24 protein-coding genes are annotated in these 26,271 nt (G+C 60.0%); 13 read left to right on the top strand and 11 right to left on the bottom strand.

All coding sequences use genetic code 11. From position 1 onward, the window contains the following. Positions 1-62: 62 nt before the first annotated feature. Positions 63-1,343, top strand: a complete 1,281-nt coding sequence (locus IC231_RS13410) for a glycosyltransferase (protein WP_190784974.1) — start codon at positions 63-65, stop codon at positions 1,341-1,343. Here the strand turns inward: IC231_RS13410 and IC231_RS13405 are convergent. From IC231_RS13405 to IC231_RS13395, 3 genes are read right to left on the bottom strand one after another with little or no spacing between them, the layout of a single operon-like run. Further along, a complete protein-coding gene (locus tag IC231_RS13405; RefSeq protein WP_190784973.1) occupies positions 1,281-1,883 on the bottom strand; it encodes a class I SAM-dependent DNA methyltransferase in 603 nt (200 codons plus the stop codon). The genes IC231_RS13410 and IC231_RS13405 overlap by 63 nt on opposite strands. 42 nt (positions 1,884-1,925) lie before the next feature. Next, positions 1,926-2,675: a PIG-L deacetylase family protein gene (locus tag IC231_RS13400; RefSeq protein WP_190784972.1), complete on the bottom strand. Its 750-nt coding sequence runs from the start codon at positions 2,673-2,675 to the stop codon at positions 1,926-1,928. Next, positions 2,668-3,852, bottom strand: coding sequence for an acyl-CoA dehydrogenase (locus IC231_RS13395; protein WP_190784971.1), 1,185 nt, complete (start codon positions 3,850-3,852; stop codon positions 2,668-2,670). Before IC231_RS13395 ends, IC231_RS13400 begins: the two co-directional genes overlap by 8 nt. Positions 3,853-4,006: 154 nt before the next feature. Here IC231_RS13395 and purH point away from each other — a divergent pair, with 154 nt between their 5' ends. From purH to IC231_RS13360, 7 genes are all read left to right on the top strand, one after another. Beyond that, a complete protein-coding gene (gene purH, locus IC231_RS13390; protein WP_190784970.1) occupies positions 4,007-5,542 on the top strand; it encodes a bifunctional phosphoribosylaminoimidazolecarboxamide formyltransferase/IMP cyclohydrolase in 1,536 nt (511 codons plus the stop codon). 255 nt (positions 5,543-5,797) lie between these two features. After that, the gene (locus IC231_RS13385) at positions 5,798-6,823 is read left to right on the top strand and encodes a rod shape-determining protein (RefSeq protein WP_044014329.1); all 1,026 of its coding nucleotides are present in this window, start codon (positions 5,798-5,800) and stop codon (positions 6,821-6,823) included. 88 nt (positions 6,824-6,911) lie between these two features. Then, the gene (gene mreC / locus IC231_RS13380; protein ID WP_190784969.1) at positions 6,912-7,838 is read left to right on the top strand and encodes a rod shape-determining protein MreC; all 927 of its coding nucleotides are present in this window, start codon (positions 6,912-6,914) and stop codon (positions 7,836-7,838) included. Beyond that, positions 7,835-8,362, top strand: a complete 528-nt coding sequence (locus IC231_RS13375; RefSeq protein ID WP_211539049.1) for a hypothetical protein — start codon at positions 7,835-7,837, stop codon at positions 8,360-8,362. Before mreC ends, IC231_RS13375 begins: the two co-directional genes overlap by 4 nt. A 125-nt stretch (positions 8,363-8,487) precedes the next feature. After that, entirely contained in the window at positions 8,488-10,326 is a 1,839-nt protein-coding gene (gene mrdA, locus IC231_RS13370; protein ID WP_190784968.1) for a penicillin-binding protein 2, read from the top strand. Between the two features lie 107 nt (positions 10,327-10,433). Further along, positions 10,434-11,738, top strand: a complete 1,305-nt coding sequence (gene rodA / locus IC231_RS13365; protein ID WP_185887685.1) for a rod shape-determining protein RodA — start codon at positions 10,434-10,436, stop codon at positions 11,736-11,738. 39 nt (positions 11,739-11,777) lie between these two features. After that, complete coding sequence (locus tag IC231_RS13360; RefSeq protein WP_190784967.1) at positions 11,778-13,355, top strand: hypothetical protein; 1,578 nt, start codon at positions 11,778-11,780, stop codon at positions 13,353-13,355. A gap of 4 nt (positions 13,356-13,359) precedes the next feature. On the opposite strand, the gene IC231_RS13355 is transcribed toward IC231_RS13360, so the two are convergent. Further along, on the bottom strand, positions 13,360-14,397 hold the full coding sequence (locus tag IC231_RS13355) for a hypothetical protein (protein ID WP_190784966.1): 1,038 nt from the start codon (positions 14,395-14,397) through the stop codon (positions 13,360-13,362). A 108-nt stretch (positions 14,398-14,505) separates the two neighbouring features. Then, positions 14,506-15,705 (bottom strand): hypothetical protein, encoded by a 1,200-nt coding sequence (locus tag IC231_RS13350; protein WP_190784965.1) that lies wholly within the window; start codon positions 15,703-15,705, stop codon positions 14,506-14,508. A gap of 36 nt (positions 15,706-15,741) precedes the next feature. On the opposite strand from IC231_RS13350, the gene IC231_RS13345 reads away from it, so the two are divergent. From IC231_RS13345 to recO, 4 genes are all read left to right on the top strand, one after another. After that, positions 15,742-16,068: a 2Fe-2S iron-sulfur cluster-binding protein gene (locus tag IC231_RS13345; RefSeq protein ID WP_190784964.1), complete on the top strand. Its 327-nt coding sequence runs from the start codon at positions 15,742-15,744 to the stop codon at positions 16,066-16,068. A 217-nt stretch (positions 16,069-16,285) separates the two neighbouring features. Further along, positions 16,286-16,909, top strand: coding sequence for a thymidine kinase (locus tag IC231_RS13340; RefSeq protein ID WP_190784963.1), 624 nt, complete (start codon positions 16,286-16,288; stop codon positions 16,907-16,909). A 65-nt stretch (positions 16,910-16,974) separates the two neighbouring features. After that, a complete protein-coding gene (gene porZ / locus IC231_RS13335; protein ID WP_190784962.1) occupies positions 16,975-19,284 on the top strand; it encodes a type IX secretion system anionic LPS delivery protein PorZ in 2,310 nt (769 codons plus the stop codon). 87 nt (positions 19,285-19,371) lie between these two features. Beyond that, entirely contained in the window at positions 19,372-20,088 is a 717-nt protein-coding gene (gene recO / locus IC231_RS13330; RefSeq protein WP_190784961.1) for a DNA repair protein RecO, read from the top strand. A 17-nt stretch (positions 20,089-20,105) separates the two neighbouring features. Here recO and IC231_RS13325 read toward each other — a convergent pair whose 3' ends face one another. From IC231_RS13325 to IC231_RS13305, 5 genes are read right to left on the bottom strand one after another with little or no spacing between them, the layout of a single operon-like run. Continuing rightward, complete coding sequence (locus IC231_RS13325) at positions 20,106-21,068, bottom strand: FKBP-type peptidyl-prolyl cis-trans isomerase (protein WP_190784960.1); 963 nt, start codon at positions 21,066-21,068, stop codon at positions 20,106-20,108. A gap of 51 nt (positions 21,069-21,119) precedes the next feature. Next, positions 21,120-21,590, bottom strand: coding sequence for an FKBP-type peptidyl-prolyl cis-trans isomerase (locus IC231_RS13320; protein WP_190784959.1), 471 nt, complete (start codon positions 21,588-21,590; stop codon positions 21,120-21,122). A 15-nt stretch (positions 21,591-21,605) separates the two neighbouring features. After that, a complete protein-coding gene (locus IC231_RS13315) occupies positions 21,606-22,181 on the bottom strand; it encodes an FKBP-type peptidyl-prolyl cis-trans isomerase (protein ID WP_190784958.1) in 576 nt (191 codons plus the stop codon). Between the two features lie 58 nt (positions 22,182-22,239). Then, on the bottom strand, positions 22,240-23,193 hold the full coding sequence (locus tag IC231_RS13310; RefSeq protein ID WP_190784957.1) for an FKBP-type peptidyl-prolyl cis-trans isomerase: 954 nt from the start codon (positions 23,191-23,193) through the stop codon (positions 22,240-22,242). Between the two features lie 39 nt (positions 23,194-23,232). Then, the gene (locus tag IC231_RS13305) at positions 23,233-24,276 is read right to left on the bottom strand and encodes a DHH family phosphoesterase (RefSeq protein WP_190784956.1); all 1,044 of its coding nucleotides are present in this window, start codon (positions 24,274-24,276) and stop codon (positions 23,233-23,235) included. A gap of 277 nt (positions 24,277-24,553) precedes the next feature. On the opposite strand from IC231_RS13305, the gene IC231_RS13300 reads away from it, so the two are divergent. Next, positions 24,554-24,973, top strand: coding sequence for a nucleoside-diphosphate kinase (locus IC231_RS13300; RefSeq protein WP_190784955.1), 420 nt, complete (start codon positions 24,554-24,556; stop codon positions 24,971-24,973). A gap of 108 nt (positions 24,974-25,081) precedes the next feature. Here the strand turns inward: IC231_RS13300 and IC231_RS13295 are convergent, their stop codons facing one another. Continuing rightward, positions 25,082-26,188 carry an AAA family ATPase gene (locus IC231_RS13295; protein WP_190784954.1) on the bottom strand — a complete coding sequence of 369 codons (1,107 nt, stop codon included), beginning with the start codon at positions 26,186-26,188 and terminating at the stop codon, positions 25,082-25,084. Positions 26,189-26,271: the final 83 nt, after the last annotated feature.

Below are 26,271 nucleotides of genomic sequence, written 5' to 3'. Positions count from 1 at the left end.
GTAGGCTGCAAAAGGCATTTCCAACTCATCTTCCTGCTGGCTTTCGCGTAGAAGAGGGCCAGATGAACCACGCTACTCCTGTGCGCTTTTATACCAACAGCGACCCGGCCGCCCCCGTTGCAGCCACCCGGCTCTGGCAGCACCTGCCGCCACCTGCCCCCGGCCTGAAAATAAGCGTCATCATCCCGGCCAAAGATGAGGCCGCGCAGCTGCCGGCTACCCTGGCGGCGCTGGCGGTGCAGTTGGATTTGCAAGGCCAGCCGCTGAGCTACGGAAAGTATGAGGTATTGGTACTGGCCAACAACTGCCACGACCAGACGGCCGCAACTGTGCGCTCCTTTGCGTCTCGCCACCCTGGCATGGCTCTATACGTAGCCGAAACCACCCTGCCGCCCGCCGAAGCACACGTTGGCAAAGCGCGCCGGTTGCTGATGGATGAGGCCTGCCGCCGCCTAGAACTCACAGCCGGGCCAGCCGGCATTATCGCCAGCACAGATGCGGATACTCGTGTTGCGGCCACCTGGCTGGCAGCTATGCTGGCCGAGTTTGAAGCAGGAGCCGACGCGGTAGGGGGGCGCATACTGCCGGAAGCGACTTTTTCGCCGGGGTGCACAGTGCGCCGCACGCACCTGCACGATACGCTGTACCGCTTGTTGCGTGCCCGCCTGGAAGCCCTTCTCGACCCTGAGCCCGCCGACCCATGGCCGCGCCATCACCAGCACTTTGGTGCCAGCTTGGCCCTCACAGTTGCTGCTTATCGACAAGTAGGAGGGCTACCTGTAGTGCCTTTTCTGGAAGATGAAGCCCTCTACCAAGCGTTGCGCCGCCACGACCTTCAGTTGCGCCATAGCCCACAGGTTCGGGTCAGCACATCGGCCCGCTACGAGGGGCGAGTGGCAGTTGGGCTATCCTGGCAATTGCGCGAGTGGGCCAGCCTGGCGCAGCAGCAGCGCGAGCCACTGGTAGAAAGCGGTGCTGGCCTCGTAGTAGAGTGGAAAACCCGGCAGCAGCTGCGCCACCTATGGAGCCAGTTGCAGGATAGCGGCCGCCAACAGCGACTGCCGCTGTGCCTGCAGCTGGCGGCCGCGCTGAGTGTGCCTGCGCCGGCGCTGTCGCGGCAGCTGGCTGCTGCGGCTTCATTTGGGGCGCTTTGGGAATGGGTGCAGCAGCATCGGGCCCGGTGGCGGCGGCAGCGCCTGGTACCTTTGCCAAAGGCCATAGCTGAGTTGCGCCACTTGGTTTCGCGCCACGAAACGAGCCTGACTGCCCGGCAGCCCAGCTTAGCGTCGGGCCAGCAAATCGAGCCGGTATTGTTCGGCCCGGTGGCCGTGCAGGTGCTTTAGAGGACTGTCCGGAGCAACAGCCTGCGCCAGAAAAAACTCGTGTACTTCGTCACCGGTCAGGGGGTAGTCATGTACGGGCGGTGTCCAGTGCACCAGCAGCAGATGGCCGCCCGGCCGCAGGGCGTTCAGCAGTTTCTCAGAAGCTAGTTGCAGGTCGGGCAGTGCCCAATAGTAGCCCACCTCCGACAGCACAATCAGGTCGAAGCTCCGGCCGACTGGAAACTCCGCGGGTAGCATCATGCGCTCAAACTCTACCTGTGGCAACTGGGCACAGCGTTGGCGGGCCCGTTCGAGAGGTGCTTCCGCCACATCTATGGCCAGCAGATGCCGGCACTTCGGCGCCAGCTGTTCTGTCAGCACCCCCAAAGAGCATCCTACCTCAAAGCCGCTGTCGTATAGTTCACCCGGTAGCGCCGCAACGGTATCAGCATATTTGGCCCGTTCGTAAGGGCTGGTTTCGAAGTTCCACGGGTCAGAGTTGGCCCGGTATACATCATCAAAATAGGTGGGCGGCAGGGTGCTTGGCTGGTTCGGATTCATGGAGCATAGAGAAAGGTAGGGTTCAGATTGCGGCAAAGCAGGCTACACTTTGGCTTCCATATAGACTTCGTAGGGCTGGGCAAAGTGGGCAAGCATGCCAGCCGAAAGCACAAATCCCGCCGGGTCATCATCAATAATATTCGGAGCCAGCTGGGAGCGGTGTGCGGCAATGGCACGTTGCTTTCGGGCCAGTACGGGTGTCACATCGAGCCGCCAACCCACTACTTCATCCGTCTGCGGCAGGTCAGTCGGGCTGGCGCGTTCCCAGGCCCACACCACGTATTCGAGCAGGCGAGGCGGCTGCGGTAGTTGAGCTAAAGCCGCGCGTACCAACTTACTGGTAGCTCGATGGTCAGGGTGTGGGTCGCGGCGCCAGGGGCACAAGATGGTGGTAGCACCTATTTGGCGCAAAAAGTTGTGCAGTTGCTTTGCTGCCGCACTGCCAGCCGGCGTATCAGAAGTCGGCACGGCCCCGTCAGGTAGGTTAAGCATTTGCAGCAAGTGCGAGCCTACACCTAGCTCCTGCAAAGCATCCTGCAACTCAGTTTCGCGCAACGCCTGCCGGGCGGCTGGCGGAAACTTTACAGAGTTAGGGTGCGACATAGTCCCGTCGCTCACCAGCACACACCATACCGGCTGTGCCGCCTGAGCCAGCAATGCCAGCAAACCGCCGCACCCTAAGCTTTCATCGTCCGGATGCGGCACAATAACTACCGTAGGACCCAGCGTCGCGGCAAACTCAGGGGAGCGTACCGGCAGCGCATTGAAATCGAGCGGCTCTGACTTATGCATTCCAAAGCTGATAAGCAGGCGCAGTATGGATCAGTGCGAAGCGGCCGGCATCGGCTTGCGCGGCATCGGGGGCCGGCTGGCGCAGGTAGTGCGTCAGGTCGCGGTGTAGCCGCTCGAAGGGCTCCGGCTGCAACAGGCCACGGGCTCCTACGCTTCGCTCGGCCAGTTGCAATACCCGCAGGCATATGTCCTCAATGGCAGTTCGCACCATATTAGCATAGGCTACCGTGGCTTCGGCCGCCGACTCAGCGCCGGGGCGGGAAGCGTGGTCGGCCGCTCCGCGCAGCCAAAGAGCGCCACTTTCAATAAGCAGGGTCATTTCGCCAAGACGCTGGCGCTGATACGGGTCATCGGTGCGGCCAAGCGCCTGCAGAAAGCGGCGGGTTTCGTCAAAAACTGCCTCTGCTCCGCCCATCTGCACGGCCGCAAACCGAATGGCGCCGCCACTGAACCACGGTTGGCGGTAATAGTCGCCGGGCTGGCCCAGCAAATCTGCTTCACTGATTTCCAACCCTGAAAAATCAACGCGGAAGCTGGCCGAAGCCCGCATACCCAGTGGCCGCCAGAAGCTGGAATCCAACGCCGGCTGTTGAGTATTGGCTGGTAGAATGAGCATTTGCCAGCCGCCATCCGGCAAAGCAGCCGTCAGCAACGGGCGCGTGACATGGCCGGCACCCGACGCAAATGTTTTGCTGCCCTGCAGCCGGTAGCGCCCGTTGGGTAGCGGCTCCAGCTTCACGCCATCCTGCGCTTCCGTGTTCCAGACGCCAAACAAATGACCAGCGCGGACATTAGCCACCCAGCCGCTGATCTGTTCCGGCTGCCCAAAGCGCTGCAATAGCTGCAGCGCGTTTACATGGCCTTCGTACACGCGCCCCACTGCCAGGTTGCCGCGCCCGATGTGCTTCAGGGTTTGCAGCAGTTTCAACGTCTGCGCGGGTGCTGCCAGGCCAGTGTTGACTGATTCCAGCGGAGCCTGGAGCAGGCCAGCTTCGCGCAGCCAGCTAAATTCCTGTACTGGAAAGCCGCCCTCATGGTCGGAATGCGGGGCATGGGCTAGCAGTTTCGGCGCTAGCGCTGCCGCCGCTTGCTCGGGGGGAAGTACAATAGGGGGGGCATAAGCAAGTATATCCGACTCCGGCTCGATAGCAGAAGTGGAGGAGAAGGCAGCAGACATAATCAGACAGATTGGATACTACTAGTACTGCATTTGCGGCGGACTAGTTATTGCCAGCCGTTTTTCTGCGACGTAACAATTCGGTAACATAGGCAGGTGCGCTGGTCGTCCTACCTTCGTGGCGCATTTCACACCCTCACCAACCCCTGTCGCCATGTCGCAGCCTATTCGTTCCGCCCTCGTTTCCGTCTATTACAAAGACCGTCTGGAGCCTTTGGTCGCGTTGCTGAAAGCTCACGGCGTAACCATCTATTCCACTGGCGGCACGCAGCAGTTCATCGAGCAGCAAGGAGCCGAGGTAACGGCTGTAGAGAGTCTGACGGGCTTTCCGGAGGTATTTGGCGGCCGCGTAAAAACCCTGCACCCAAAGGTGTTCGGTGGTATTCTGCAGCGCCGCCACGAGGCCGGCGACCAAACCGAGGCCACCCAGCACCAGATTCCGCCCATCGACTTGGTCATCGTGGATCTGTACCCATTCGAAGAAACCGTGGCTTCCGGCGTGCCGGAGCAGGAGGTTATTGAGAAGATTGATATCGGGGGTATTTCGCTGCTGCGCGCCGCCGCCAAAAACTTCCGCGACGTGCTGGTGGTCAGCAGCCGCGACCAATACGCGGCCGTAACGGAATTGCTGACGCAGAAAAACTGCGCCACCGACTTGGAAGACCGCCGCCGCTACGCGGCCGCCGCCTTCGAGGTAACGTCGCACTACGACACCCAGATTTTCCAGTACATGTCCCAGGGTACCGAGCTGAGCGGCGCGGCCCTGAAAGTGAGCCAGAAGCCCGCCACCGCCCTGCGCTACGGCGAAAACCCGCACCAGGCCGGTACTTTCTACGGCGACCTAAACGCCCTTTTCGATCAACTGCACGGCAAACAGCTCAGCTACAACAACCTCGTGGACGTGGATGCTGCCGTATTGTTGATGCAGGAGTTCGATGCCAACGGTCCGGCCGCCTGCGCCATCCTCAAGCACACCAACGCCTGCGGCGTGGCGCAGGCCGAGACGCTGCAAACCGCCTACCTCAACGCCCTGGCCTGCGACCCGGTGTCGGCGTTTGGCGGCGTCATCATCGTGAACAAGCCGGTAGACGCGGCTACTGCTGAAGAACTGAACAAGCTGTTTTTCGAGGTGCTGATTGCGCCGGAGTTTGAAGCTGAAGCATTACCCATTCTGCAGAGCAAGAAAAACCGCATCCTGCTGCGCCAGAAGCCGGTGGCTTTCCCGGCTAAACAGGTGAAAACATTGCTGAACGGCGTGATTGAGCAGGACTTCGACAAAGTAGTAGAAGCCGCCACTGACTTCCGGACCGTTACGGAGTCGGCCCCGACTGCTGATGAGGTGGCAGCGCTGGAGTTTGCCCTCAAAGTGTGTAAGCACACCAAGAGCAACACCATTGTGCTGGCGCGGGCCGGTCAGCTGCTGGCGTCCGGCGTGGGTCAGACCTCACGCGTCGATGCGCTGCGTCAGGCCATCGAGAAGGCCCGCAGCTTCGGGTTCGACCTGCAGGGCTCGGTTATGGCATCCGATGCTTTCTTTCCCTTCCCCGACTGCGTGGAAATTGCCGGTGAAGCGGGCATCCGGGCGGTGGTGCAGCCCGGTGGTTCCATCAAAGACCAGGACTCCATCGACGCCTGTAACCGCCTGGGCATGGCCATGGTCCTGACCGGGGTGCGCCACTTCAAGCACTAACAACTTTCTGGCATTAAAAGCGGCATCGGACACCCTTTTCTTCGACTTGTCCAAAACGTGGCTCTTTTAAGTAACGCCCTGATAGTGTGCAGCTGTCGGGGCGTTATCGTTTCGGGAAGCCCTGTGACCGTTTTGGGAAGATTATGTAGTAGGAGTTAGGTCAACAGCAGCGTCCTTCCCTGAAACTTGCTTACTTTTGCCCCACTTTTTTGTGCGGGTGCAATTGCCCCGTACTCCTTCACTTGCCGTTAGCCAATGGGTTTCTTTAATTTCCTCACCAGCGATATTGCCATCGACCTGGGAACGGCCAACACGCTCATCATCCACAACGATAAAATCGTGGTGGACGAGCCGAGCATCATCGCCAAAGACCGCACCACCAACAAAGTAATTGCCGTGGGCCGGCAAGCGCAGCAAATGCACGAAAAGACCCACGACAATATCAAGACCATTCGTCCCCTCAAAGACGGCGTAATTGCCGACTTCCATGCCGCCGAGGAGATGATTAAGGGCATGATTAAGATGATTGACACGCGGACCCGGCTGTTTCAGCCGTCGCACCGTATGGTCATCTGCATTCCGTCAGGCATTACGGAAGTAGAGAAGCGCGCTGTGCGTGACTCCGCTGAACACGCCGGGGCCAAAGAAGTCTGGATGATTCAGGAGCCGATGGCCGCGGCCATTGGTATCGGTATCGACGTGGAGCAGCCCGTGGGCTCCATGATTATCGACATCGGGGGCGGGACCACCGAAATTGCGGTAATTGCCCTGTCAGGCATCGTCTGCGACCAGTCCATCAAAACGGCTGGCGACGTGTTCAACCAGGACATTCTCGACTACATGCGCCGCCAGCACAACCTGCTGATCGGGGAGCGTTCCGCGGAGCGCATCAAGATTGAAGTAGGCGCGGCCCTGACCGAGCTGGACGTAACGCCGCCCGATTTCGAGGTGCGTGGCCGCGACCTGATGACCGGCATTCCGAAGGTTATCAAGGTGACTTCTTCCGAAATTGCTATTGCCCTCGACAAGTCGGTGGCCAAGATTGAGGAAGCCGTACTGAAAGCGCTGGAAATCTCGCCACCCGAGCTGTCGGCCGATATCTACGAAAATGGCATTCACCTGACCGGTGGCGGGGCGCTGCTGCGTGGCCTCGACAAGCGGCTGGCCGCCAAAACGAAGCTGCCCATTCACATTGCCGAAGACCCTTTGCGGGCGGTAGTGCGCGGTACGGGTGCCGCCATCAAGAATATTCAGGCCTTCCGCAGCGTTCTGCTGACGTAATCTACTGAGGAACGAACAGGAGGAACAGAGAATTTCGCAACGGCCGATTCTCTGTTCCTCCTGTTCGTTCCTCATGCGTACTTGATTCATGAGTAACCTCTTCGCTTTTCTGTTTCGCTACCGGGGTATGCTCGTGTTTGCGTTGCTGGAAGTAGCGAGCTTGTACTTGCTGGTGCGCAACAGCACCTACCAGCGGGCGGCATTTTTCAACTCATCGAATGCTTACGTAGGCCAGATTCTGGACGTGCGGACGCAGATTTTTGACTACTTCCGCCTTGTCAGCATCAACCAAGGCTTGGTGCAGGAAAACGCTCTGCTACGCCAGCAGCTTTACCGCGCCGACCTAAGCCGCCGCGAGGCCGACAGCCTACCCGTGCCTCAGGATAGCACGTCGCGGGCCCGTATGGCACGCCTCCCGCACCCCGATTCGCTGCTGCTGGGCCTGCGCACGCTGCCCACCCGTGACCCGGATTATCCGCTCATTCCGGCGCGGGTTGTGAATAACTCACTGCGACGTGTGGATAACTACCTCACGCTGAATGTTGGCACCCAACAGGGTATCCGGCCGGGTATGGGCGTGCTGGCGGCAGCAGGTGTGGTAGGCCGGGTGAAAGTGGCCAGCGAGCACTACGCTACCGTCACGTCGGTGCTGCACTCCAAAACGTCGATATCGGCCAAGATCAAGCGCGACGGCACTTTCGGCAGTATTAAGTGGCCCGGCGACGACTTCACGCACGCACTGCTCGACTACATTCCGCGTCAGAACAAACTCGTGCGCGGCGACACTATTGTTACTTCGGGCTACAATGCGCTGTTTCCGGAGGGCGTCATCATCGGTACCATCGACTCGTTTGTGAAGGAAGCCGACAAGAACTTCTGGACGGTGCGGGTGCGGCTGTCCGTCGACTTCTCAAAACTGACTTACGTGTACGTTGTGAATCCGCGCCCGAAAGTGGAGCGCGACACGCTGGAGGCAAAAGCCGGCATGAAGCCAGAAGGGGAGGAGCGGCCATGAAAGGAGTAGGAATGCTGCTGATTCAGCTGCTGCGCTTTGTGTTCTACATGGCCGTGCACATGCTCCTGGTGAGTAAGCTGGCCCTGTTTGATTTAGGCTGGTGTTTCTTCTACCTGGGCTTTTTGCTGTTTCTGCCCATCGGCACGCCTATTGTGCTGCAGTTGGTGCTGGGCTTCGTGACGGGCCTGCTGATGGATATTTTTTACGACACGGGCGGGGTGCACGCGGCTGCGGCCGTGCTGCTCTGCTACCTGCGGCCGTGGGTGTTGCGCCTGCTCACGCCGCGCGACGGCTACGAAACCCAGGACTCGGTGAACGTGCACCAGATGGGCGGGCAGTGGTTTGTGGTATACATGGCATTGCTGATCGGGCTGCACCACACCGCATTTTTTCTGCTGGAGCTGGGCAGCTTTCAGGCGTTTGGACTTACGCTGGTCAAAATAGTGGTCAGCACGCTATTCACAGGACTCACGCTGCTGATTATCCAGCTCATTTTCTTCCCCACCAAAAGACGGAACCGCTAAGCACCGACCGTCCTGGAAACCGGTTCCGGATAGCGCGGCTATATAGCTGGTAGTAAGACTGCCGGGCCGTACCTTTGTGAATCCGGCCATAGGGCCGCAAGTGCTTTTCTTTCAGAACACACGCTTTGCAATATCTCGAAGGACGCCGGTTTGTGGTGGCGGCTATTTTTCTGGCTGTAGCTCTCACCTTCGGAGCCCGGCTTTTCTACATTCAGGTGCTCGACGGCAGCTACAAACTGGCCGCCGACCGCAACACGCTGCAGCGCATCGTGCAGGTGCCCTATCGGGGCCTGATCTATGACCGCAAAGGCCAGTTGCTGGTGCAGAACACGCCCGTCTACGACCTGATGGTGGTGCCGCGCGAAGTAAAGCAGCTCGATACGGTGCGCTTCTGTCAGCTGCTGCAATTGCCGCTGGAAGAAGTGCGCGAATCGTTGAAAACGGCCCGTGCCTACTCCCGCGTCAAGGCCTCGCCGCTGGTCCAGAACCTGAGCACCCCCGAGTTGGCTGCTATCCAGGACAACCTCATCGACTTTCCCGGCTTCAGTATCAAAGCCCGGATGGCGCGCTCCTACCGCACCGAGAACATGGCCCACGCGCTGGGGTATGTAGGCGCCATCACGCCGGCTTTCCTGGAGAAGGAGAAATACGCCAAGTATCTGCCGGGCGACTTTTTGGGTATTTCGGGGCTGGAATCCTTCTACGAGCAGCAGCTGATGGGCAAGCGCGGCGTGCAGTACCGTATGGTCAATGTGCGCGGCATCGAAAAAGGCTCGTTCCGCGACGGCGAATACGATACGCTGTCGGTGGCCGGGCAGGATTTGCACACCAGCATCGACATTGAGCTGCAGAAATACGGTGAGATGCTGATGCGCAACAAGCGCGGCTCCATTGTAGCCCTCGACCCCAAAACCGGCGAAATTCTGGCCATGGTATCGGCGCCGGGCTTCGAGCCGTCGGTGCTGACGGGCAAGGGCATGGGCAACCGCTACATGGAATTACTCCAAGACACGGCCAAGCCGCTCTTCAACCGCCCACTGATGGCCACTTACCCGCCGGGCTCGGTATTTAAGCTGGTAAACGAGCTGGTAGCGCTGCAAATGGGCGTTGTGACCCCCCAGACCAGCTTCGACTGCAACTGGAAGCTAGTGCGCTGCACCCACCGCCACGAGCACCCCTACAACGTCAGTATTGCCATCAAAAACAGCTGCAACCCCTATTTCTACCAGGTGATGCGCACGGCCGTACTGCGCGGGCGTTCCACCAACCGCTTCGAGGATGCCCGCCTGGGCTACAGCGAGTGGCGGCGGCAGGTGATGACCTTCGGGCTGGGCGAAAAGCTGGGCGTCGATATTTCGCAGGAGAAAAAGGGCCTGATTCCAACATCAGACTTCTACGATAAGGCCTACGGATTTCACCGCTGGAACTTTCGGACCATCTATTCCCTGTCCATCGGGCAGGGCGAAATGGGTATTACCGGCCTACAGATGGCCAACGTCATGGCAACCATCGCCAACCGTGGCTATTACTACACGCCCCATTTTGTGAAGGGAATCGGGAACGGCGGGCCGCTGCCACAATTCCGGGAACGGCATGTGACGGTGGTAGACCCGAAGTATTTCGAAACGATTATCCCGGGCATGCAGCAGGTGGTAGATGGCCGCGGCGGTACCGGCAGCAACGCGTCTTTGCTGGACGTAGGCATTTCGGTGGCGGGCAAAACCGGCACAGTACAGAACCGTCACGGTGCCGACCACGCCACCTTCGCGGCTTTTGCCCCGGCCGAAGACCCCAAGATTGCCATTGTTGTGTTCATCGAAAATGCCGGTTTTGGTGGCTCATCGGCGGCCCCGTTGGCTTCTCTGATGATTGAGAAATACCTGCGCGGCGACATTGCGCCCTGGCGCAAACGCTGGGAAAACTGGCTCCAAGGGCCAGCCGAGCAATTTATCCGCAAACGATAAGGCCCTGTTGGCGCCTGAACAAACATCCTGAGACAGTAGAAACCTTTCTGCCGAAGGAAACCACTACTTCCACCTGCTTACCAATAGAGTAGCTTCTTCTTTCAACCATGGCCTCCTCACCAGCAAGATATTCGCGTAGCGTCGACTGGGTGACTGTCGGAATCTATTTCCTGATGGTGCTGCTGGGCTGGGTGAGCGTGTACGCGGCCAGCTACACGCCCGATGCACCGACCAATGGCAGCTTGTTCGGCAATCTGAGCTTTCAGGAGCTGATGGTCTATGACTGGTTCAAGCAGATTCTCTGGATTGGTACCGCCGTAGTGCTCATCGTAATGCTGCTTGTTATTGACTACAAGGCCTACGACACGTTTGCGTTTGTGCTCTATGGTGGCATGATTCTGCTGCTCATTATCACGCCATTCATTGCGCGTCCTATTGGCGGGTCGCGCTCCTGGCTTGAGCTGGGGCCAATGCGGCTGCAGCCCGCCGAGTTTGCTAAGTTTGTCACCGCCTTGGCCGTGTCGCGTTACATGGCCAGCATCAACCTGCGCCAGCAGAACTTCCGCGACCAGGCCGTGCTAGCGGGCCTCACGCTGCTGCCCCCGCTGCTGATTCTGGCTGCCAACGAAACCGGGCAGGCACTGGTGTTTGCTGCTTTCCTGCTGGCCTACTTCCGGGAAGGTATGTCGCCGCTGATTCTGGTGATTCTGGCGGCTGCCGCTATCATCCTGATTCTGGCGTTACTGGTGCCTAAAGTGTGGCTGATAGGAGTTTTTACGGTGATTCTGGGCTTGGTCTTCGTCTTCAATCCGAAGGTGATGCGCCACCATTTGCCGGTGTCATTAAGCGTGTGGGCTGTGGTAATCGGAATGGTGTTCGGGGTAGATTTTTTCTTCAACAACGTGCTGCAGCCCCACCAGCGCAAACGTATCGAAGTGCTCATCAACCCTTCCGCCGACCCGCTGGGTGTAGGCTGGAACGTGACGCAGTCCAAGATTGCCATTGGCTCGGGTGGTTTCACCGGCAAAGGCTTCTTGCAGGGCACCCAGACTAAGTTCGATTTTGTGCCAGCCCAAAGTACCGACTTCATCTTCTGTACCATTGGGGAGGAATGGGGCTGGCTTGGTACTACCGGCGTGATTGTGCTGTTCATGGCGCTGCTGGGCCGGGTGCTGTACGTGGCGGAGCGCCAGAAATCGGTATTTGGGCGCACCTACGGCTACTGCGTGGCCAGCATCCTGTTTTTCCACTTCGCCATCAACATCGGCATGACCATTGGGCTGGCCCCGGTGGTCGGTATTCCGCTGCCGTTGTTCAGCTACGGCGGGTCGTCGCTCTGGTCGTTTACCATTCTGCTGTTCATTCTGCTGGGCATTGATGCCTATCGTAAGCAGGATTTGGAACGGTACTAAGTAGATAGAAGCGCATATTTGTGCTTCTGCTCCTTCGTCTTGACTACTGCTCCGCCTGTTTCTGTCTTCCGTCCGGCTCGCGCTGAATGGGCTGTTGTGGTGTTGCTGACGGCCGTGGCGCTGCTGCTGCCTACCCAAAACTCAACGCCCGATGCTTGGTATTACGCCGCCTGCGTCCGCCACGGCCACGAATTGCTGTTGCCGCACCATTTGCTCTATAATGCGGTGGGCTGGCTCTGGATGCACCTGCTGCCTGATTCCGTCGACACGCTGGCGGGCCTAAAGGTGATGAACGCCCTGTCCTTTGGGGGCTGCCTGCTGGTACTACGCGACCTGTTGCGCCGCGTCGGTGGGCCAATGGCTCCGGTGGCCGGCTGGCTGCTGGTAGCGGGCAGTAGCTTCGGAATGCTGCGCTTTGCCACCGAAAACGAAACCTACGTGCTGCCGCTGCTGCTCTCGTTGCTGGCCAGCCGCAGCTGGTGGCGGGGGCTAAGCGGGCAGGGCGGCACCCAGAGTTGGGTGGCGGCTGGAGCCTGGGCCGCCGCCGCCGCGCTGCTGCACCAGATTCATGCATTCTGGGGAGTAGGGCTGCTACTGGGCATTCTCATGTCAAGACAGAGTGGACGCTGGAAAGTTGCCGGGCTTTATGCGTTGCCGGCGCTGCTGGTACCGATGGCCTATGCGGCCGCGCTTCCTGCCTGGAGCCTGCCCTTCACGCCGGAGTCCTTGTGGCGCTTTGTCTTTTACGAGCTGTACCATGGCCATGCAGGCGCGCCGCTTTCGGGCCGTACGCTGCTGCTTACCGCCATAAGCCTGGTCCGCACATTTGGACAGCTGCACGGCACTACCCTGAGCCTGTTGCGACGCTGGCCCGCCCTAAGTGCTGTAGGGTTGCTGTGCGCTGGCGTGATGGTTTATGCCGGCTGGTATTGGTGGAAAGCAAAGCGCAAGACTGAGCCAGCACCCCTGATTGTACCTGCCGCTGCACCTGCCGGAGTGGCAGGCAGGGACAAGCAGCTGTTTTTCAACGTGCATCTGCTTATTCTGGTGCTGCAGCTTGCCTGTGCTGCGTGGGCGGCCGGCAATGCTGAGTTTATGGTCATGCTACCGCCGTTGCTGGCCCTGCTGCTGATTCAACGGCCCTGGCCAGCCCAGCCGCTGGCCCTGGCTGGTACCGCGCTGCTGCTCTGGAACCTCACGTTTGGGCTGGTGCCGCTCCGCTGGTTACGCCTCACCAACATGGCCTCCCTACTGGCCCGTACCGCGCAGGAGCCTACGGCGTTGTGGCTGCTCTCCGACCCCAATCTGGTGCTGAACCAGCTACACTACCGCACCGGCCAGCTAATAGGGCCACCTACCATTTTATCGGCTCCGGCGCTGCTGGTGCAGCAACCGGGCCAGTCGCCGGAGAAGTTTCGGGCGTGGCTGAAGGCGCGCCGGGCAGCCGGGCAACACGTGTACACCGACGCGCTGGGTGGCCCACAGCTCCTGGACCGGGCGCGCCTCACGCAGGGCGGCGACGAAGCGCACCTCCGGCTGCTTCACGGCTTTCACCTGGTGCGCACCGACTCGTTTCCCACGTTTTTCGGGCCTGTCTATCTCACGGAAATCCGCTAGCAGACTACGGCTGCTGTTGCTTCAGCCACGGCTTTTGGGTGAGTACCAGCGAGAAGGCCACCGCAAAAACCGGTGCGCCTAAGTAGCCCATGCGGCCCAGGTCGCCGGACAGCAGCATGTGTACCACAACCACGGCCATCAGCCCAGCCCCCGCCCAACCGACAGGCTGCAGCCATTGCCGACGGGCGGTGGCGCCACCGCGCCAGCCAGCCAGCAGCGCCAGCCAGAAGAACCCGAAAATGCTGAAGATTTCGCCGGCCCCCTTCACCGAAAACAGTCGCCGGAGCGAGTAGGTGATGTTATGCACATGGTCCAGCGCATTGCTCACACTCTCGGCCGGCGGTGCGCCGATGCGGGCATCAATCCAGTAGCGCACGCCCATGGCCAGCGCGCCGCCCAACACCAGCCAGCCCAACTGCCGGGCCCAACCCAGCGCCGGCCTGCCAAACAGCAGCAGCCACGGCACCAGAAACACAAATGACTCCTTTGCCTGCGGGCCCATCACCAGCACGGCCACCAGAGCTACACCGGAGCCGGCGCGCGGCGCATAGAAGGCCAGCGCGAAAACCAGCAGATACAGGCTGTCTACGAGAGGCAGGCCGGCAGTGTACACGGCCCAGCGGCTGCACAGCACCGCCACTACCGCCAACGCCGCTGCAGCCAGTGTGGCCCCATAAAGCCGGCATGTCTCAAACAGAACCACGCCCGTTGCCGCCAGTAGCGCCATATTCACTACATAAAACGCCAGCCGTAGCGGCCAGTCGGAGGTGGCGCGCTGCGGCCAGACGCGGGCATAGGCCTGTTCCAGCGGCCAGGCCACTACGGCCGCCGCGGCCGGCACCAGCACCCGGTAGCGGCGCGTGATGCTTACGCCCTCAAACTCGCCCCGTGCCATGCTCAGGTAGCTGCGCGTATCGAGTGAGTGAGAGAAGTCGTAGTGCACGTACATGGTATAGGCCGGGCCGGCCAGTACGCCCAGCGCCAGCAGATACACTAGGAGCCACCGCCGCCAGCGGGAAGTGAGGAAGGAAACGTCAGGCATCGAAGGGGTAGAAAACGTCATGCGGAACGAAGCGGAAGGAGTAGACTGCCAGGGCATTGCCAGTCTACTCCTTCCGCTTCGTTCCGCATGACGCGCCGGCGGTAGAAATCAGGCGAATTTGCGGTCAATCAGCTTCAGCAGCTTAGCGACGTGCTCGTCTTTGCGGCTCCAATCGTGCTTGCCGGCCAGGTCCTGCGTGACGTAGCTTTTGGCCGTGTCGGCGTCGGGCAGCGTGTCTAGGTGCTGAATAGCGGCGTGGTACTCCATGTTTTCGCCACTGAACAGCTCGTTGATGAAGCTGAAACGCTGGTTGATGGAAATAGCCTCGCGCAGGGTTTCGACTTTGGGTGCCTGATCCGCCAGAGTAGAGGCGGCGCGCTCAGGGCGCAGCGTTTCGCTGAGAGGAGCCGTTGCCGGCTGGCCGGCCTTGAGCTTTTCGTAGAGAGGTATAGCTGCGGTTTCCGTGTTGCTGCTGACGGGCACAGTCGCTACCGCTACGGCAGCAGGAGCCGCCACTTGGGGCCTGGCTGCAGTTGCTGTTTCTGGTGCATGCGCTACTGCTGGTGCTGCCTGCGGAACCGGCTGGGGTACCACAGGCGGAGCGGGCGGTGCCGGGATCGGAGATGGGGTAGACGGAGTAGGAGCAGCTACCACCGGTGGAGCGGTAACTGCCGGCACCGTGCCTTGCAACTTGTCTTCGGTCAGCGGCAGCAGCGCGTTAAACTCTTCCACCAGCTTGGCCAGGGGCTCGTGATGCTTGTAGTTCGCCTCCTGGTAAAGCGCAAACCGCTTCAGCAGCGCTTCCTGGGGCTGCGCGGTGCCCGCGGGCAGCGACTCCAGAAAATCCTGATAAAAAACTTTGTCCACATCCAGATAGCGCAACGCGTCGCGCAGCTGCTCGGGTGTGGCTGTAGCCAGTGTGCCCAGTAGCTTCTGCTCGAATGTAGTGGCCGGGTCCAGCGGAATAGCCAGTGTGTCGGTGATGGCGCGGGCCAGCAACGGTTCGAAAGTGGGGCGCGCCAGCTTGATACGGCGCGACAGCACATTCATAAACTGCGTGAGGGACTGGCGCACGTCTTCGGCCTCGAAATCGAAGTAGGGGCTGCGTAGGCGGGCCATTTCCTGGGTCCACTGCGCCAGAAGCTGCTGCACCACAAACAGATTTACCTGCCGGATGGGCGTGAAGCGTAGCACTGCCGGCCCATCGAGGGTGGCAGTGGGGCGGGCGCCGAAGTGCTGGTCGCAGAGTTGGGTGGCCAGCCGGCGGCCGTATTGTTCGCGAAAGGTCGCGTTATCTTTGTTGTTCATCGAAAACACCTGATTCAGGCCAGAAAGTTAAGGAAAATGCCTACGCTCACCGTGCAAAACCTGCCTGCTGCTGCGGCCGTGCCTGTGCCGGCCGGCGCCACCCTGCTGGCCGCCCTGCAAGCCGCTGGCCACGACTGGATGCACGCATGCGGCGCGAAAGGTCGTTGCACCACCTGCCGCCTCATTGTTACGAGCGGTGCCGAGGGCCTAACGCCGCCCACCGGCCCGGAGTTGCGTTACCTCGACGCCGGCCGTTTGCTGCCCCTAGAACGGCTAACGTGCCAAGCCCGGCTGGCTGAAGGCCACGTGACAGGAAGCGTGCCCACCGCTACAATGCTGCCGCACATGCAGTATACGCTTTAGAAGCGCTTTTATTCTGTAGCAGTCCGGCAGGAGGGGCGCTATGCGGCCGGCTGAATATTCGGGGCATGCGCTTGTGTTGGTGGCAACCTCCTGAGGCTGTGTGCTTCGGGACAAACCCGGCAGCAGAGGGTTGGAGCTAACCCGTCGAAAGCCGTACTTTAGATGTTCCGGTGGGTGTCTGCTCCCGGGCAATTGGCAACCTGCAACTGACAAGTCTGTGTTTATTGAACCCCGTGTCGGCAATGGCCGTGATGTACCCCGCCGGGGCTGGATTGAAGTGGTATGCGGCTCCATGTTTTCGGGTAAGACCGAGGAGCTGATCCGCCGCCTCAACCGCGCCAAAATAGCCCGGCAGCGGGTCGAAATCTTCAAGCCCGCGCTGGATACGCGCTACCACGTTGAGGATGTGGTGTCGCACAATGCCACCAGCATCCGCTCTACGCCGGTGCCGCTGGCGCAGGAAATCCTGCTACTGGCCGGCGGCTGCGACGTGGTCGGCATCGATGAGGCCCAATTCTTCGATGAGAGCCTCGTGGACGTGTGCGTGCAGCTGGCCAACCACGGCTCCCGCGTTATCGTGGCCGGCCTCGACATGGACTTTCTGGGCAAGCCTTTCGGCCCCATGCCGGCTCTGATGGCCGTGGCTGAGTACGTGACCAAAGTGCACGCGGTATGCGTCTGCTGCGGCGAAATTGCCTCGTATTCCTTTCGCATGGCCGCTTCCGAAGACAAGATTCTGCTGGGCGAAACGGATGTGTACGAGGCCCGCTGCCGGCCCTGTTTTCTGGAAGGCATGCAGGAAAAATCGACGCTGGAAACGGCGGCGTCTCACAAGCACTAATTCCCGGCGCCGGGCGTTATGCAGCCGGTTATAGTTCATTACTGCCATACTGCCATTTTTTGCCCATGATTCGTCTGCTACGCGCGCTCCAATTCCGTGTCGTTTTATTGGTGACTTCTCTGCTGGCCGCGCCGGCTGTGCTACAGGCGCAGAGCGTAGGCTTTGGCGACTGGCAGCTGCACCTGCCCACCAGCGGAGCCCGCGTGCTGGCCGATGCCGGTAGCCGCATCTACGTAGTCGCCGACAATTCCTTCTACTATTTCGACAAGCAGACCACCACCACCACGATGCTCTCCAGCCGCGACGGCCTGAATAGCGTCGGGGCAAAAACCATTGCCTACGACTCGGTGAGCCAGCAGCTGCTGGTAGCCTATCAGGATGCCAATCTGGACCTGATCAGCGCCGATGCCAGCCGCATCCGCAACATCAGCGACATTCAGCGCAAGCAGCTTTCGGGCAGCAAAGCCATTAATTCCATCAGCTTCAGCGGGCCGCGGGCCTACCTGGCCTGCGACTTCGGTATTGTAGTGGTGGACCTGGGCAAGCTGGAAGTGCGCGACACGTATTCCAATATCGGGCCGCTGGGAGCAGGGGTGAAAGTGTACGCTACCACCGTTTCGGGCGGAGTTATCTTTGCCGCTACCGACAAGGGCCTGCACCACGCCAGCCTCACCGCCAATCTGGCCGACTATCGGGCCTGGACACTGGACATACCGGCCAATGACGGGACGTTCAAAACCCTGGTCACGCACCGAGGGCAGGTATACGCTGGCCGTACTTTCGGCAATATTCTGCGGTACCGCTCCGGCTCTGTCTGGGAGCCGATTTATGAGGTGTACGCCGATGCCTACAATAGCCTCACTTCTTCCGCGGCCGGGCTGCTCTGCACCGACAACACGAAGATTTCCTTACTAAACACTACCAGCAACGCCGTAACGGTGCTCAGCAACGCTGCTTTCCCGGCTCCAAGGTACAGCCTGCGGGCCAGGAATGGCGCCATTTACATAGCCGATCTGCAGCGCGGCCTGCTCCGAACCACCGACCGGAACACGTACGAATCGTTTATGGCCAATGCGCCCCAGACGCAGCAGGCGTTCGGGTTGCTGGTCGATGCCCGCAGCAATACGGTGGACGTGTTTACGGGGGGCTTCGACCTGGCCTATACCCAGCAGGAGCGCCGCTCGGGCTTTTATGAGTACACGGATGGGCGCTGGACTAACTACACCAGCGAAACCTACCCTTCGGCAACGCAGTATCCCAACGTCAAGGACATTACCCGGGGCGCCCGCACGCCGGATGGCACGCTGTACGTGGGCAGCTACGGCGACGGACTGCTCCGCTGGAAAGCTCCCGGGGATTTCACGCTCTACACGCCCGCCAACAGCCCGCTCATAAGTGCTATTCCGGGGCAGCCCTACACCCGCGTGACGGACGTGGCTGCGGCGCCCAACGGCGACGTATGGGTGGCCACACGCCATCCGGAGCAGCCCAGCCGCTCCGGCCTGCACGTGCTGACTCCCAGCACGGAAACGTGGCGCACCATTCCGTTCTATCCCGGCTTCGATAACCTGGACCGGCTGGTGCTCGACGATTTTGGGGCAGTGTGGGTGTCGCAGGCGCGTAAGCTGGGTGCTGGCCTGATGGCCTACGATGATGTGAACAAAACGCCGCCGGTCTATTTCTCGCAAGCCAATGGCCTGCCTTCGAACACGATTTACGCGCTGGCCAAGGACCGGAAAGGCGCTATCTGGGTTGCTACGGACAAAGGCATTGCCGTATTCGACGACCCAAGCTCGGCCTTCACGGACGCCCGCCCTGCTTTCACTACCCCCATCCTCGACCGGTTTCCGGCCCTGAACGAAGAAGTGGTGCGCGCCGTGGCAGTAGATGGGGCCAACCGCAAGTGGTTCGGCACCGACCGGGGCCTGTGGCTGCTCAGCGAAGACGGCACCGCCGTGGTGCACCATTTCACCACCGCCAACAGCCCGCTGCCCAGCAACCAGATTGTGGATGTGGCCGTGAACGACAAAACCGGGGAAGTATTTGCCGCTACGGTGGCCGGCGTCGTATCATACAAAGGCTCGGCTACGGTTACGGAAGGCACCCCGCAATGCGCGAAAGTGACTCCTAATCCGGTGCGCACCAATTTCACGGGGCAGGTGGGCGTGTCGGGGCTGTCCAACAACGGCATCGTCAAAATCACGGATGTCACCGGCAAGTTGGTGTTCCAGACCACTGCCACCGGCGGCACCGTCATCTGGAACCTGGCCGACTACAACGGCCGCAAAGTACGGTCGGGAGTGTATCTGGTGCTTTCGTCGGATGCGGAAGGCAAGAACGGCTGCATCAGCAAGATTGCCGTAGTAGAGCAGTAGGAGCTCGAAAACGGAGTGGCTGAATTGTTAACTGGTTGGTCGTTCAGCACTCAGCCATTCAACAAGTAAGTCTTAACTAGTTACGCCATGCTAATCAAAACCCGAGGTATTGTTCTAAGCTATATCCGATACCGGGAAACCAGCATCATTGCGCGGGTATACACCGAGCGGCTGGGTGTGCAGAGCTACGTAGTGAATGGCGTGCGCAAAGCCAAGCCCCCGGGCCGAATTGCCCTGTTTCAGCCGCTCACGCTGCTGGAGCTGGTGGCTTATACGTCCCGCACCGGCGGCCTCACCCGTCTTTCGGAGTTTCGCTGCGCCGAGCCGTACAGCAGCCTGCCGTACGATGTGCAGAAAAGCAGCGTGGCGCTGGTGCTATCCGAAATTCTGGGCCACGCGCTGCTGGAAGAAGAGGAAAACGAGCCGCTGTTCCGGTTTCTGCATGACAGCCTGCTGACCTTCGACCAGCAGACCAGCGGCCACGAAAACTTCGCGCTGACCTTTTTGCTGGGTCTGGCTCACTACCTGGGTTTCGGCGTGGAAAGCGGCGAGGAAATTACAACGCAGGTGGCTTTTGCCGCTACCGTGCCTACCGCGCAGGGCAGTGGCCCGGCGGTGCTGCGCCTGCAGGAGTTTGAGCAGTGTTTTGACGAGCTGCTCCGCAACCCGGCGCACGCCACCGTGCCCAATGGCCGCATACGCCGCGAGCTGCTGGCGGTGCTTATCCGCTACTACCAGCTGCACGTGGAACGGCTGGGCGAAGTCCGCTCCCTGTCTATTCTGTCGGAAGTGCTGGCGGAATAAGCTGCTGGCTCCTTCGGCTACTTCACGTCCACTAGCTCCACGTCGAAGCGAAGAATGGAGTTGGCCGGGATGTCGGGGCCGGCGCCGCGGGTGCCATAGGCCTGCCCGGAAGGAATGAGCAGGATGGCAGTGCTGCCTTTGGGTAGAAGCGGAATAGCCTGGTCCCAACCCTGAATCACCATGCCCCGGCCAATGGGCACGTCAATCGGCCGGCCGCCGGATTTCTCCGACGAGTCGAATACCTTGCCGTTCAGCAAAGCCCCTTTGTAGAGCACCGAAACCGTCTGGCCGGGGGCCGGCAACGGCCCGGTACCACGCTTCGTGATGATGTAGTAAGTGCCACCGGGCGCTTTCTGCAGGGCCGGCAGTTTGTTGCGGGTGGCATAGGCCTGAATGGCGGCAATGTCCTTGGGCAGGCGCTGGGCGGCTTCGGCGGCTTCTTTCTGCTGGGCCAGCTCCACCATGCGCTGCTGCTCGGTGCGGGCTTCGTCGGGTGTCATCACCTGGTTGGCCTTCACCAGTAGCTGCAGCACGTTGCCACCCTGCCGCACGGGCGGCGGCACCGGCTGCCGAAACGACTTCGCGAAAACGGAGTCGGCCTGAAACCGGAAAATAGCCGAGTCGCCGGCTTGCAGCAGCGCCATAGCCTCCTCCACACCTCCCTTCACCTTCAACTCTGCCAACGGTATCTGCACGGGCACCCGAAGCTGGCGCCGCGAGTTAAATACGGTCGAATCCTTGCCGGTGCGGTATTGCAGATGGGCCGACAGAACCTTGCCAACCCGGCTGGCATACGTTGCATCACCGGCTGGTTGCACATCAGTACGGAGCGTGTAGCGCCCGTTCACCTTCCGGTAGATACGGTATTCGATACCGGAAGGCGTCTTGCCAAACGGCTTTGGCTCAACCTGAAAGGGTTGAAAACCGGAGCCCAGGAACCCGAAAAACAACAGAGGCAAAGGAAGCAACAGGCGGCGCATAGCAAACGATAAAGAACGAAGGTAGGAGGGGGCAGCCGGTGAGGCAGCCAGCTATTTTAGCGGCATGATTTCCATCTCAAAGCGCAGGTCGGTGTCCGGCGGAATCAGGTAGCGGTCCTCGTCGGCCGGGCTACGGACGCCCTTGGCGCCATACGCCAGCCGGGCCGGAATCCAGGCCTGTACGCGGCTCCCTACGGGCAGCAGCAGCAGTAGCTCGTCCCAGCCCTTGATAACGTCGCCACGCCCGGCGCGCACGCGTAGCGGCTTGCTCGGGAACAGGGTCTGGTCGAAGAGCTTACCGTTGGGTAGGAAGCCGCGGTAGTACACCGCGGCCCGGCCGCCCGCCACGGCTTGCGGGCCGGTGCCGGGCCGCAGCACCACGTAGCGTATACCGCTGGGAGTAGAAAGGCTGCCGGCCGGAGGGCTGGAAAGCGAATCGGCGGTAGCCGGGACCGTCTGGGCCCACGCTACCGCCGAAAGCAGCCAGCAACTCAGCAGCAGTACGCACCGAATTGTCTGCATAGTGTGTCGATTAGTTTACCGTACGTCCAGCACTTCCATATCGAAGGCCAGCGGCTCATCGGGTGGAATCGTGCCGCTGCCCGTTGGGCCATACGCCAGATACGACGGAATCAGTAGCAGTTTCCGGTCCCCCTTCTTCATGAGCAGCAATGCTTCGTCCCAGCCCCTGATAACCTGGCTGGCACCTACAGTTACGCTCAGACAAGCGCAGGGCACGCGCCGGTCGGTCGAGTTATCAAAAATGATGTTCTCGTTGTAGTTGTTGCTGGTCGCGGGGTCACGCAGATAGCGGCCCACGTACTTCACGTCGGCCTGCTGCCCGCCTTTGATATTCTCTCCAGTAGCCGGTCCGTCGCTGATTTTCACCAGATACAGCCCCGACTCAGTGCGCGTGTACCCCGACGCCGTGATGTTGTGGCGCGTCAGATACGCTTGGATCAGGCCATCGTCAATGACTTTGTATTCATTCTGATGCTGTTCCTGCTGCTTGGCGTAATCGGTTTTGCCGCAACCTGAGAGGGCTGGGGCTGCTACGGCCAGCAGAGCCACCGCCACCCGCACCAATACCGAGCGTTTGAATCCGGTTTTCATAAGCGTAAGCAACTAAAAGGGTAAAAAACCGCGGCCGAACCGGCCGCGGCTATTGTTTCTACTTCACGTCCACCAGCTCCACGTCGAAGCGCAGGGGCGCGTCGGCAGGAATGTCGGCACCAGCGCCACGCTGCCCATAGGCCAGCGACGACGGAATCAGCAGCGTAGCCTTGCTGCCTTTGGCCAGCAGCGGAATAGCTTTGTCCCAGCCCGGAATCACCTGGCCTACGCCAATCGGGAAGTCAATCGGCTTGTTGCCCATTTTCTCCGACGAGTCGAACACTTTGCCATCCAGCAGTGAGCCTTTGTAAAGTACTGAAACCGTCTGGCCGGCTTTCGGTTTGGGGCCGGTGCCGGGCTTGGTCACCATGTAGTACACGCCGGAAGCGTCTTTCTGCATGGTGAGGTTGTTTTTCTTCACGTACTCCTGCAGAATCACATCGTCCTTCTTCAGCTGATCTTCGGCATGAGCGGCCATCTTCTGCTGCTGCTCCATCATCATTTTCTGCTGGTCGGCCATGGCCTCGTCGCGGGTCTGCAGCTTCTGCGCCTTCACGAACATGGTCATGGTGTTGCCGGCTTTCTTCATGAACGGCGGCACGGGCTGCTTAAACGACTTGGCGAAGATGGTATCCACGTTGAAGCGGAACACGCCGGAGTCGCCGGGCTGCAGCAGCGACAGGGCTTCTTCCAGGCCGCCTTTAACTTTCAGTTCCTGCAACTCAATGCGCATCGGAATGCCCTGCTGCTTGCGCGAGTTGAACAGCACCGAGTCTTTGGCCGTGCGGTACTCCACGTCCAGGGCCATGATTTTGCCCAGACGGTCTTTGTAGGTCGCGTCGCCGTCGGCGCTTACTTCGCGCGGCGAGTATTTGGTGCCGCCGTCGTTCTTGTAGATTTTGTATTCGATGCCGGTTTTCGTCTTCGCGAAGTCGCCGCCCTTGTTGCAGGAGGCCAGGCCCAGTACGCCGGCCGCCAGGGCCAGGCTCAGAATGTTGCGATGCAAATGCATGAAGCAGAGAAGGGGTGAAAAAAGGAAATTTCGGGCAAGTTACGCCGAAGGCGGCGCAACTGCCAGCGGGGCCGTCACCAGTTGGCTCTGGTATTGAGGCAGCAAACTCAGAAAACGTTGCACGGTAGGCTCCAGCTTGTCGTAGCTGATGCCGCCGGCCGCGTTGTGGTGGCCGCCGCCCTGGAAATGGTCGCGCGAGAAGCTGCTCACCGAGAAGTCGCCGACGGAGCGGAAGGAAATCTTGATGGCCTGGCCCCGGTCGATGAGCACGGCGGCAAAAACGATGCCCTCGATGCTGAGCGCAAAGTTTACAAGTCCTTCAGTATCACCTGTTTTAGAGTCGTATTGGCGCAACTCGTCCTGTGTAATGGCAATGTAGGCCGTGTTGTATTCGCGCAGCACCGTCAGCTTGTCCTTTAGCACAAAGCCCAGAAAGCGCAGGCGCATTTCAGAGTGCGAGTCGTAGATGCGGCGGTGCACGTCGCTCAGGTTGATGCCGGCATTGAGCAGCTCCGCAATGATGAGGTGCACGTTGCGCGAGGTGCTGGGGTGCCGGAACGAGCCCGTATCGGTCATGATGCCGGCATACAGACACTCCCCGATGCCGCGGTCAATCAGCTCCTGGTCGCCCAGGTCCCGGATGACCTCAAACACCAACTCGGCCGTAGCGGCCGCCTTGGAGTTGGAATAGTCGAGGTCGGCAAAGGCTTCCGGCTCCTGGTGGTGGTCGATGAGGACCTTGGTGCCGGGCGCCTGCCGGATGTACTCGCCCATTTCGTTGATGCGGTTCAGGCAGGAAAAATCCAGACAGAACAGCACCTCGGCCGAATTAATAATATCGCGCACCTGGGCATCGTTCTCGCGTCGCTCATACACCACCACTTCCTCGTTGCCGGGCATCCAGGCCAGGAAATCGGGGTAGTCGGAAGGCGTAACAACCGTCACGGAATGTCCCTTCTTGCGAAGGTAGCCCGCCAGGCCCAGCGACGAGCCCAGGGCATCGGCGTCGGGTTTGTGGTGGGTAGTGATGAAAACCTGCCGGGGCTGCGACAGCAACTCCTGCAACTCAGATATTGTGGACATTTCCTACGGGGTAGGTGACTGAATTTCGGTGGTTTAGGCCGCGTACAAAGGCGGCAAAAGTCGTAAATATTCTGGGTTCCAACAAAACGGGTTTCGCTTTAGTGCGGAGATTGGCTGGAATGTCAGAAATGAGGTGGCGAGGAGTAGCGGCGGGCAGCAGTTTGTCAGCGTTTCCGCCAAGCCTTTTGTGCGGACCCCAAATAATACGGCTACTTTTGCGCCCGCAAACTTCCGGCTTTGCACCAACCGTTTATTTCAACCCCTAACCATAAGTACAATGGCTACGAACCGCACGTTTACCATGATTAAGCCCGACGCCACCCAGGAAAACCACATCGGTGGTATCCTGAGCATGATTGAGGAAGGTGGCTTCCGCATCGTTTCGCTGAAAAAAGTGCTCCTGACGGCTGAGCGCGCCGGCAAATTCTACGAAGTACACGCCGAGCGTCCGTTCTACGGCGACCTGGTGAAGTACATGTCTTCGGGTCCCATCGTGGCGGCTATCCTGGAGAAGGACAACGCAGTGGCTGATTTCCGCACCCTGATTGGCGCTACCAACCCGGTCCAGGCCGCTGAGGGCACCATCCGGAAAAAGTACGCCAAGAGCATCGAAGCCAACGCTGTGCATGGCTCCGACTCCGACGAAAACGCCCAGATCGAAGGAAACTTCTTCTTCGGCGCCGACGAGCAGTTCTAGTCGTAACAGCTGCCTTTATTGCACAAAAAGCCGCTCTGCTTGCTGCAGGGCGGCTTTTTGCTTATACTGTTTTTGTGCTTGATTTGTGCCTTTTTTATGCTTAGCTCTTTATTGCCGACTGCCAAAGCCGATGGGTTTGGCCATTTTGCCTACCTCAAATTCCGGTTCCTCACGGTTATAGATATCAGCCAGGGCAGTAGGGGCGCCTAATGGCGTAGAGTGCCCCAGGCTGCTGGCCAACGCTTCAGACTTCGCTTCGTTCAGCGGTTGAAAGTGGTAGGCGGCAATCAGCCGGCCCTTACGCAGCAGCGCGCTATCAATCCGGGAAAGGTCGGTGTTGAAAGTACACACAATCTGAATATGAAAACAGTCGGCTAGCAGCCCGTCGGAGAGGTTGAGCAGGTTGCTGACGGCACTGGGGCCACCACCGGCGGCGTCGCGCTTGATGAGCAGCGCCTCCGCGTCTTCGATGATGAGAATGGAGTTGGTGTTGTCGTGAAGCAGATTGATAAATTCCGGGTCGGCAATGCGGGCCGCCAGATTGGGCGATATGAACAGCTTGGGCTTATCGGTGAGGCCGCAGAGGTGACGGATGTAGCTGGTTTTGCCGGTACCGGGTGGCCCGTGCAGAATAACGATGCCTTTGTCCTGGGGCTGCTGCAGGCGCCGTACAATGGTGTTGTGAGCAGGTAGTAAGTCGTCGTTGTAATGAGTGCTTAGGTCCAGCACCGGAATTTTTATGTCGAGCGGGGTAAACTCCAGGTCGTTGTAGGCCAGTCGCAAGGCATGAATCCGCTGCCGCTCTTGCTGCCCGGTTTCCACGTAGGCCATTAGCAGCTCACGCAGGTCTGCCAGCTCAGTGGCGTCAGTAGCGGGGGAGTAGAATACCTGAACGCCCCGCTCGCTGTAAGTTCCCCGGTCGCCGACCAATAGGAGCAGGTGCGGGGCCAGCAGCGCCCACACGTTTAGCTCGGGTTCCTGCCCCGTTTTCTCGATGTATACGGAGTGGGCGACCGTAGCCTGCTCCAGATCATAGCGAGCGGCCAGGTCCTGCAGTGCTGCGGCGCGGGTATCGGCGCTGGCGAGCTGGAAGATGAGCTTGCGCGGCAACACCCCGAAAGCCTGATGAAACCAGGCCAAGGGCAAAAAATAGTTATCGTTATCAAATACGGCGGCATGGCTGGGGGCCGGGGCAGCGGGTACTTCGGAAGGCATGGACGGGTAACGACAAAGAAGAAAAAGAACTGCGCCGCCCGTTCCGCCTAAATGGTGGTGCGAGCGGCGCAGGAAAGGGCGTT

Source organism: Hymenobacter duratus, assembly GCF_014698995.1.
Taxonomy (GTDB): Bacteria; Bacteroidota; Bacteroidia; order Cytophagales; family Hymenobacteraceae; genus Hymenobacter; species Hymenobacter duratus.
This window is presented reverse-complemented; position numbering and strand designations above follow the sequence as displayed.

Excerpts from the sequence above, each read along its gene's own strand:
- IC231_RS13375 (WP_211539049.1), top strand. The coding sequence starts at position 7,835 with ATGAAAGGAGTAGGAATGCTGCTGATTCAGCTGCTGCGCTTTGTGTTC.
- IC231_RS13405 (WP_190784973.1), bottom strand. The coding sequence starts at position 1,883 with ATGAATCCGAACCAGCCAAGCACCCTGCCGCCCACCTATTTTGATGAT.
- IC231_RS13310 (WP_190784957.1), bottom strand. The coding sequence starts at position 23,193 with ATGCATTTGCATCGCAACATTCTGAGCCTGGCCCTGGCGGCCGGCGTA.
- IC231_RS13350 (WP_190784965.1), bottom strand. The coding sequence starts at position 15,705 with ATGAACAACAAAGATAACGCGACCTTTCGCGAACAATACGGCCGCCGG.
- IC231_RS13385 (WP_044014329.1), top strand. The coding sequence starts at position 5,798 with ATGGGTTTCTTTAATTTCCTCACCAGCGATATTGCCATCGACCTGGGA.
- IC231_RS13395 (WP_190784971.1), bottom strand. The coding sequence starts at position 3,852 with ATGTCTGCTGCCTTCTCCTCCACTTCTGCTATCGAGCCGGAGTCGGAT.
- IC231_RS13320 (WP_190784959.1), bottom strand. The coding sequence starts at position 21,590 with ATGCAGACAATTCGGTGCGTACTGCTGCTGAGTTGCTGGCTGCTTTCG.
- IC231_RS13345 (WP_190784964.1), top strand. The coding sequence starts at position 15,742 with ATGCCTACGCTCACCGTGCAAAACCTGCCTGCTGCTGCGGCCGTGCCT.
- rodA (WP_185887685.1), top strand. The coding sequence starts at position 10,434 with ATGGCCTCCTCACCAGCAAGATATTCGCGTAGCGTCGACTGGGTGACT.
- IC231_RS13300 (WP_190784955.1), top strand. The coding sequence starts at position 24,554 with ATGGCTACGAACCGCACGTTTACCATGATTAAGCCCGACGCCACCCAG.
- IC231_RS13410 (WP_190784974.1), top strand. The coding sequence starts at position 63 with ATGAACCACGCTACTCCTGTGCGCTTTTATACCAACAGCGACCCGGCC.
- mreC (WP_190784969.1), top strand. The coding sequence starts at position 6,912 with ATGAGTAACCTCTTCGCTTTTCTGTTTCGCTACCGGGGTATGCTCGTG.
- IC231_RS13315 (WP_190784958.1), bottom strand. The coding sequence starts at position 22,181 with ATGAAAACCGGATTCAAACGCTCGGTATTGGTGCGGGTGGCGGTGGCT.
- IC231_RS13295 (WP_190784954.1), bottom strand. The coding sequence starts at position 26,188 with ATGCCTTCCGAAGTACCCGCTGCCCCGGCCCCCAGCCATGCCGCCGTA.
- IC231_RS13325 (WP_190784960.1), bottom strand. The coding sequence starts at position 21,068 with ATGCGCCGCCTGTTGCTTCCTTTGCCTCTGTTGTTTTTCGGGTTCCTG.
- IC231_RS13305 (WP_190784956.1), bottom strand. The coding sequence starts at position 24,276 with ATGTCCACAATATCTGAGTTGCAGGAGTTGCTGTCGCAGCCCCGGCAG.
- porZ (WP_190784962.1), top strand. The coding sequence starts at position 16,975 with ATGATTCGTCTGCTACGCGCGCTCCAATTCCGTGTCGTTTTATTGGTG.
- IC231_RS13400 (WP_190784972.1), bottom strand. The coding sequence starts at position 2,675 with ATGCATAAGTCAGAGCCGCTCGATTTCAATGCGCTGCCGGTACGCTCC.
- IC231_RS13355 (WP_190784966.1), bottom strand. The coding sequence starts at position 14,397 with ATGCCTGACGTTTCCTTCCTCACTTCCCGCTGGCGGCGGTGGCTCCTA.
- recO (WP_190784961.1), top strand. The coding sequence starts at position 19,372 with ATGCTAATCAAAACCCGAGGTATTGTTCTAAGCTATATCCGATACCGG.
- purH (WP_190784970.1), top strand. The coding sequence starts at position 4,007 with ATGTCGCAGCCTATTCGTTCCGCCCTCGTTTCCGTCTATTACAAAGAC.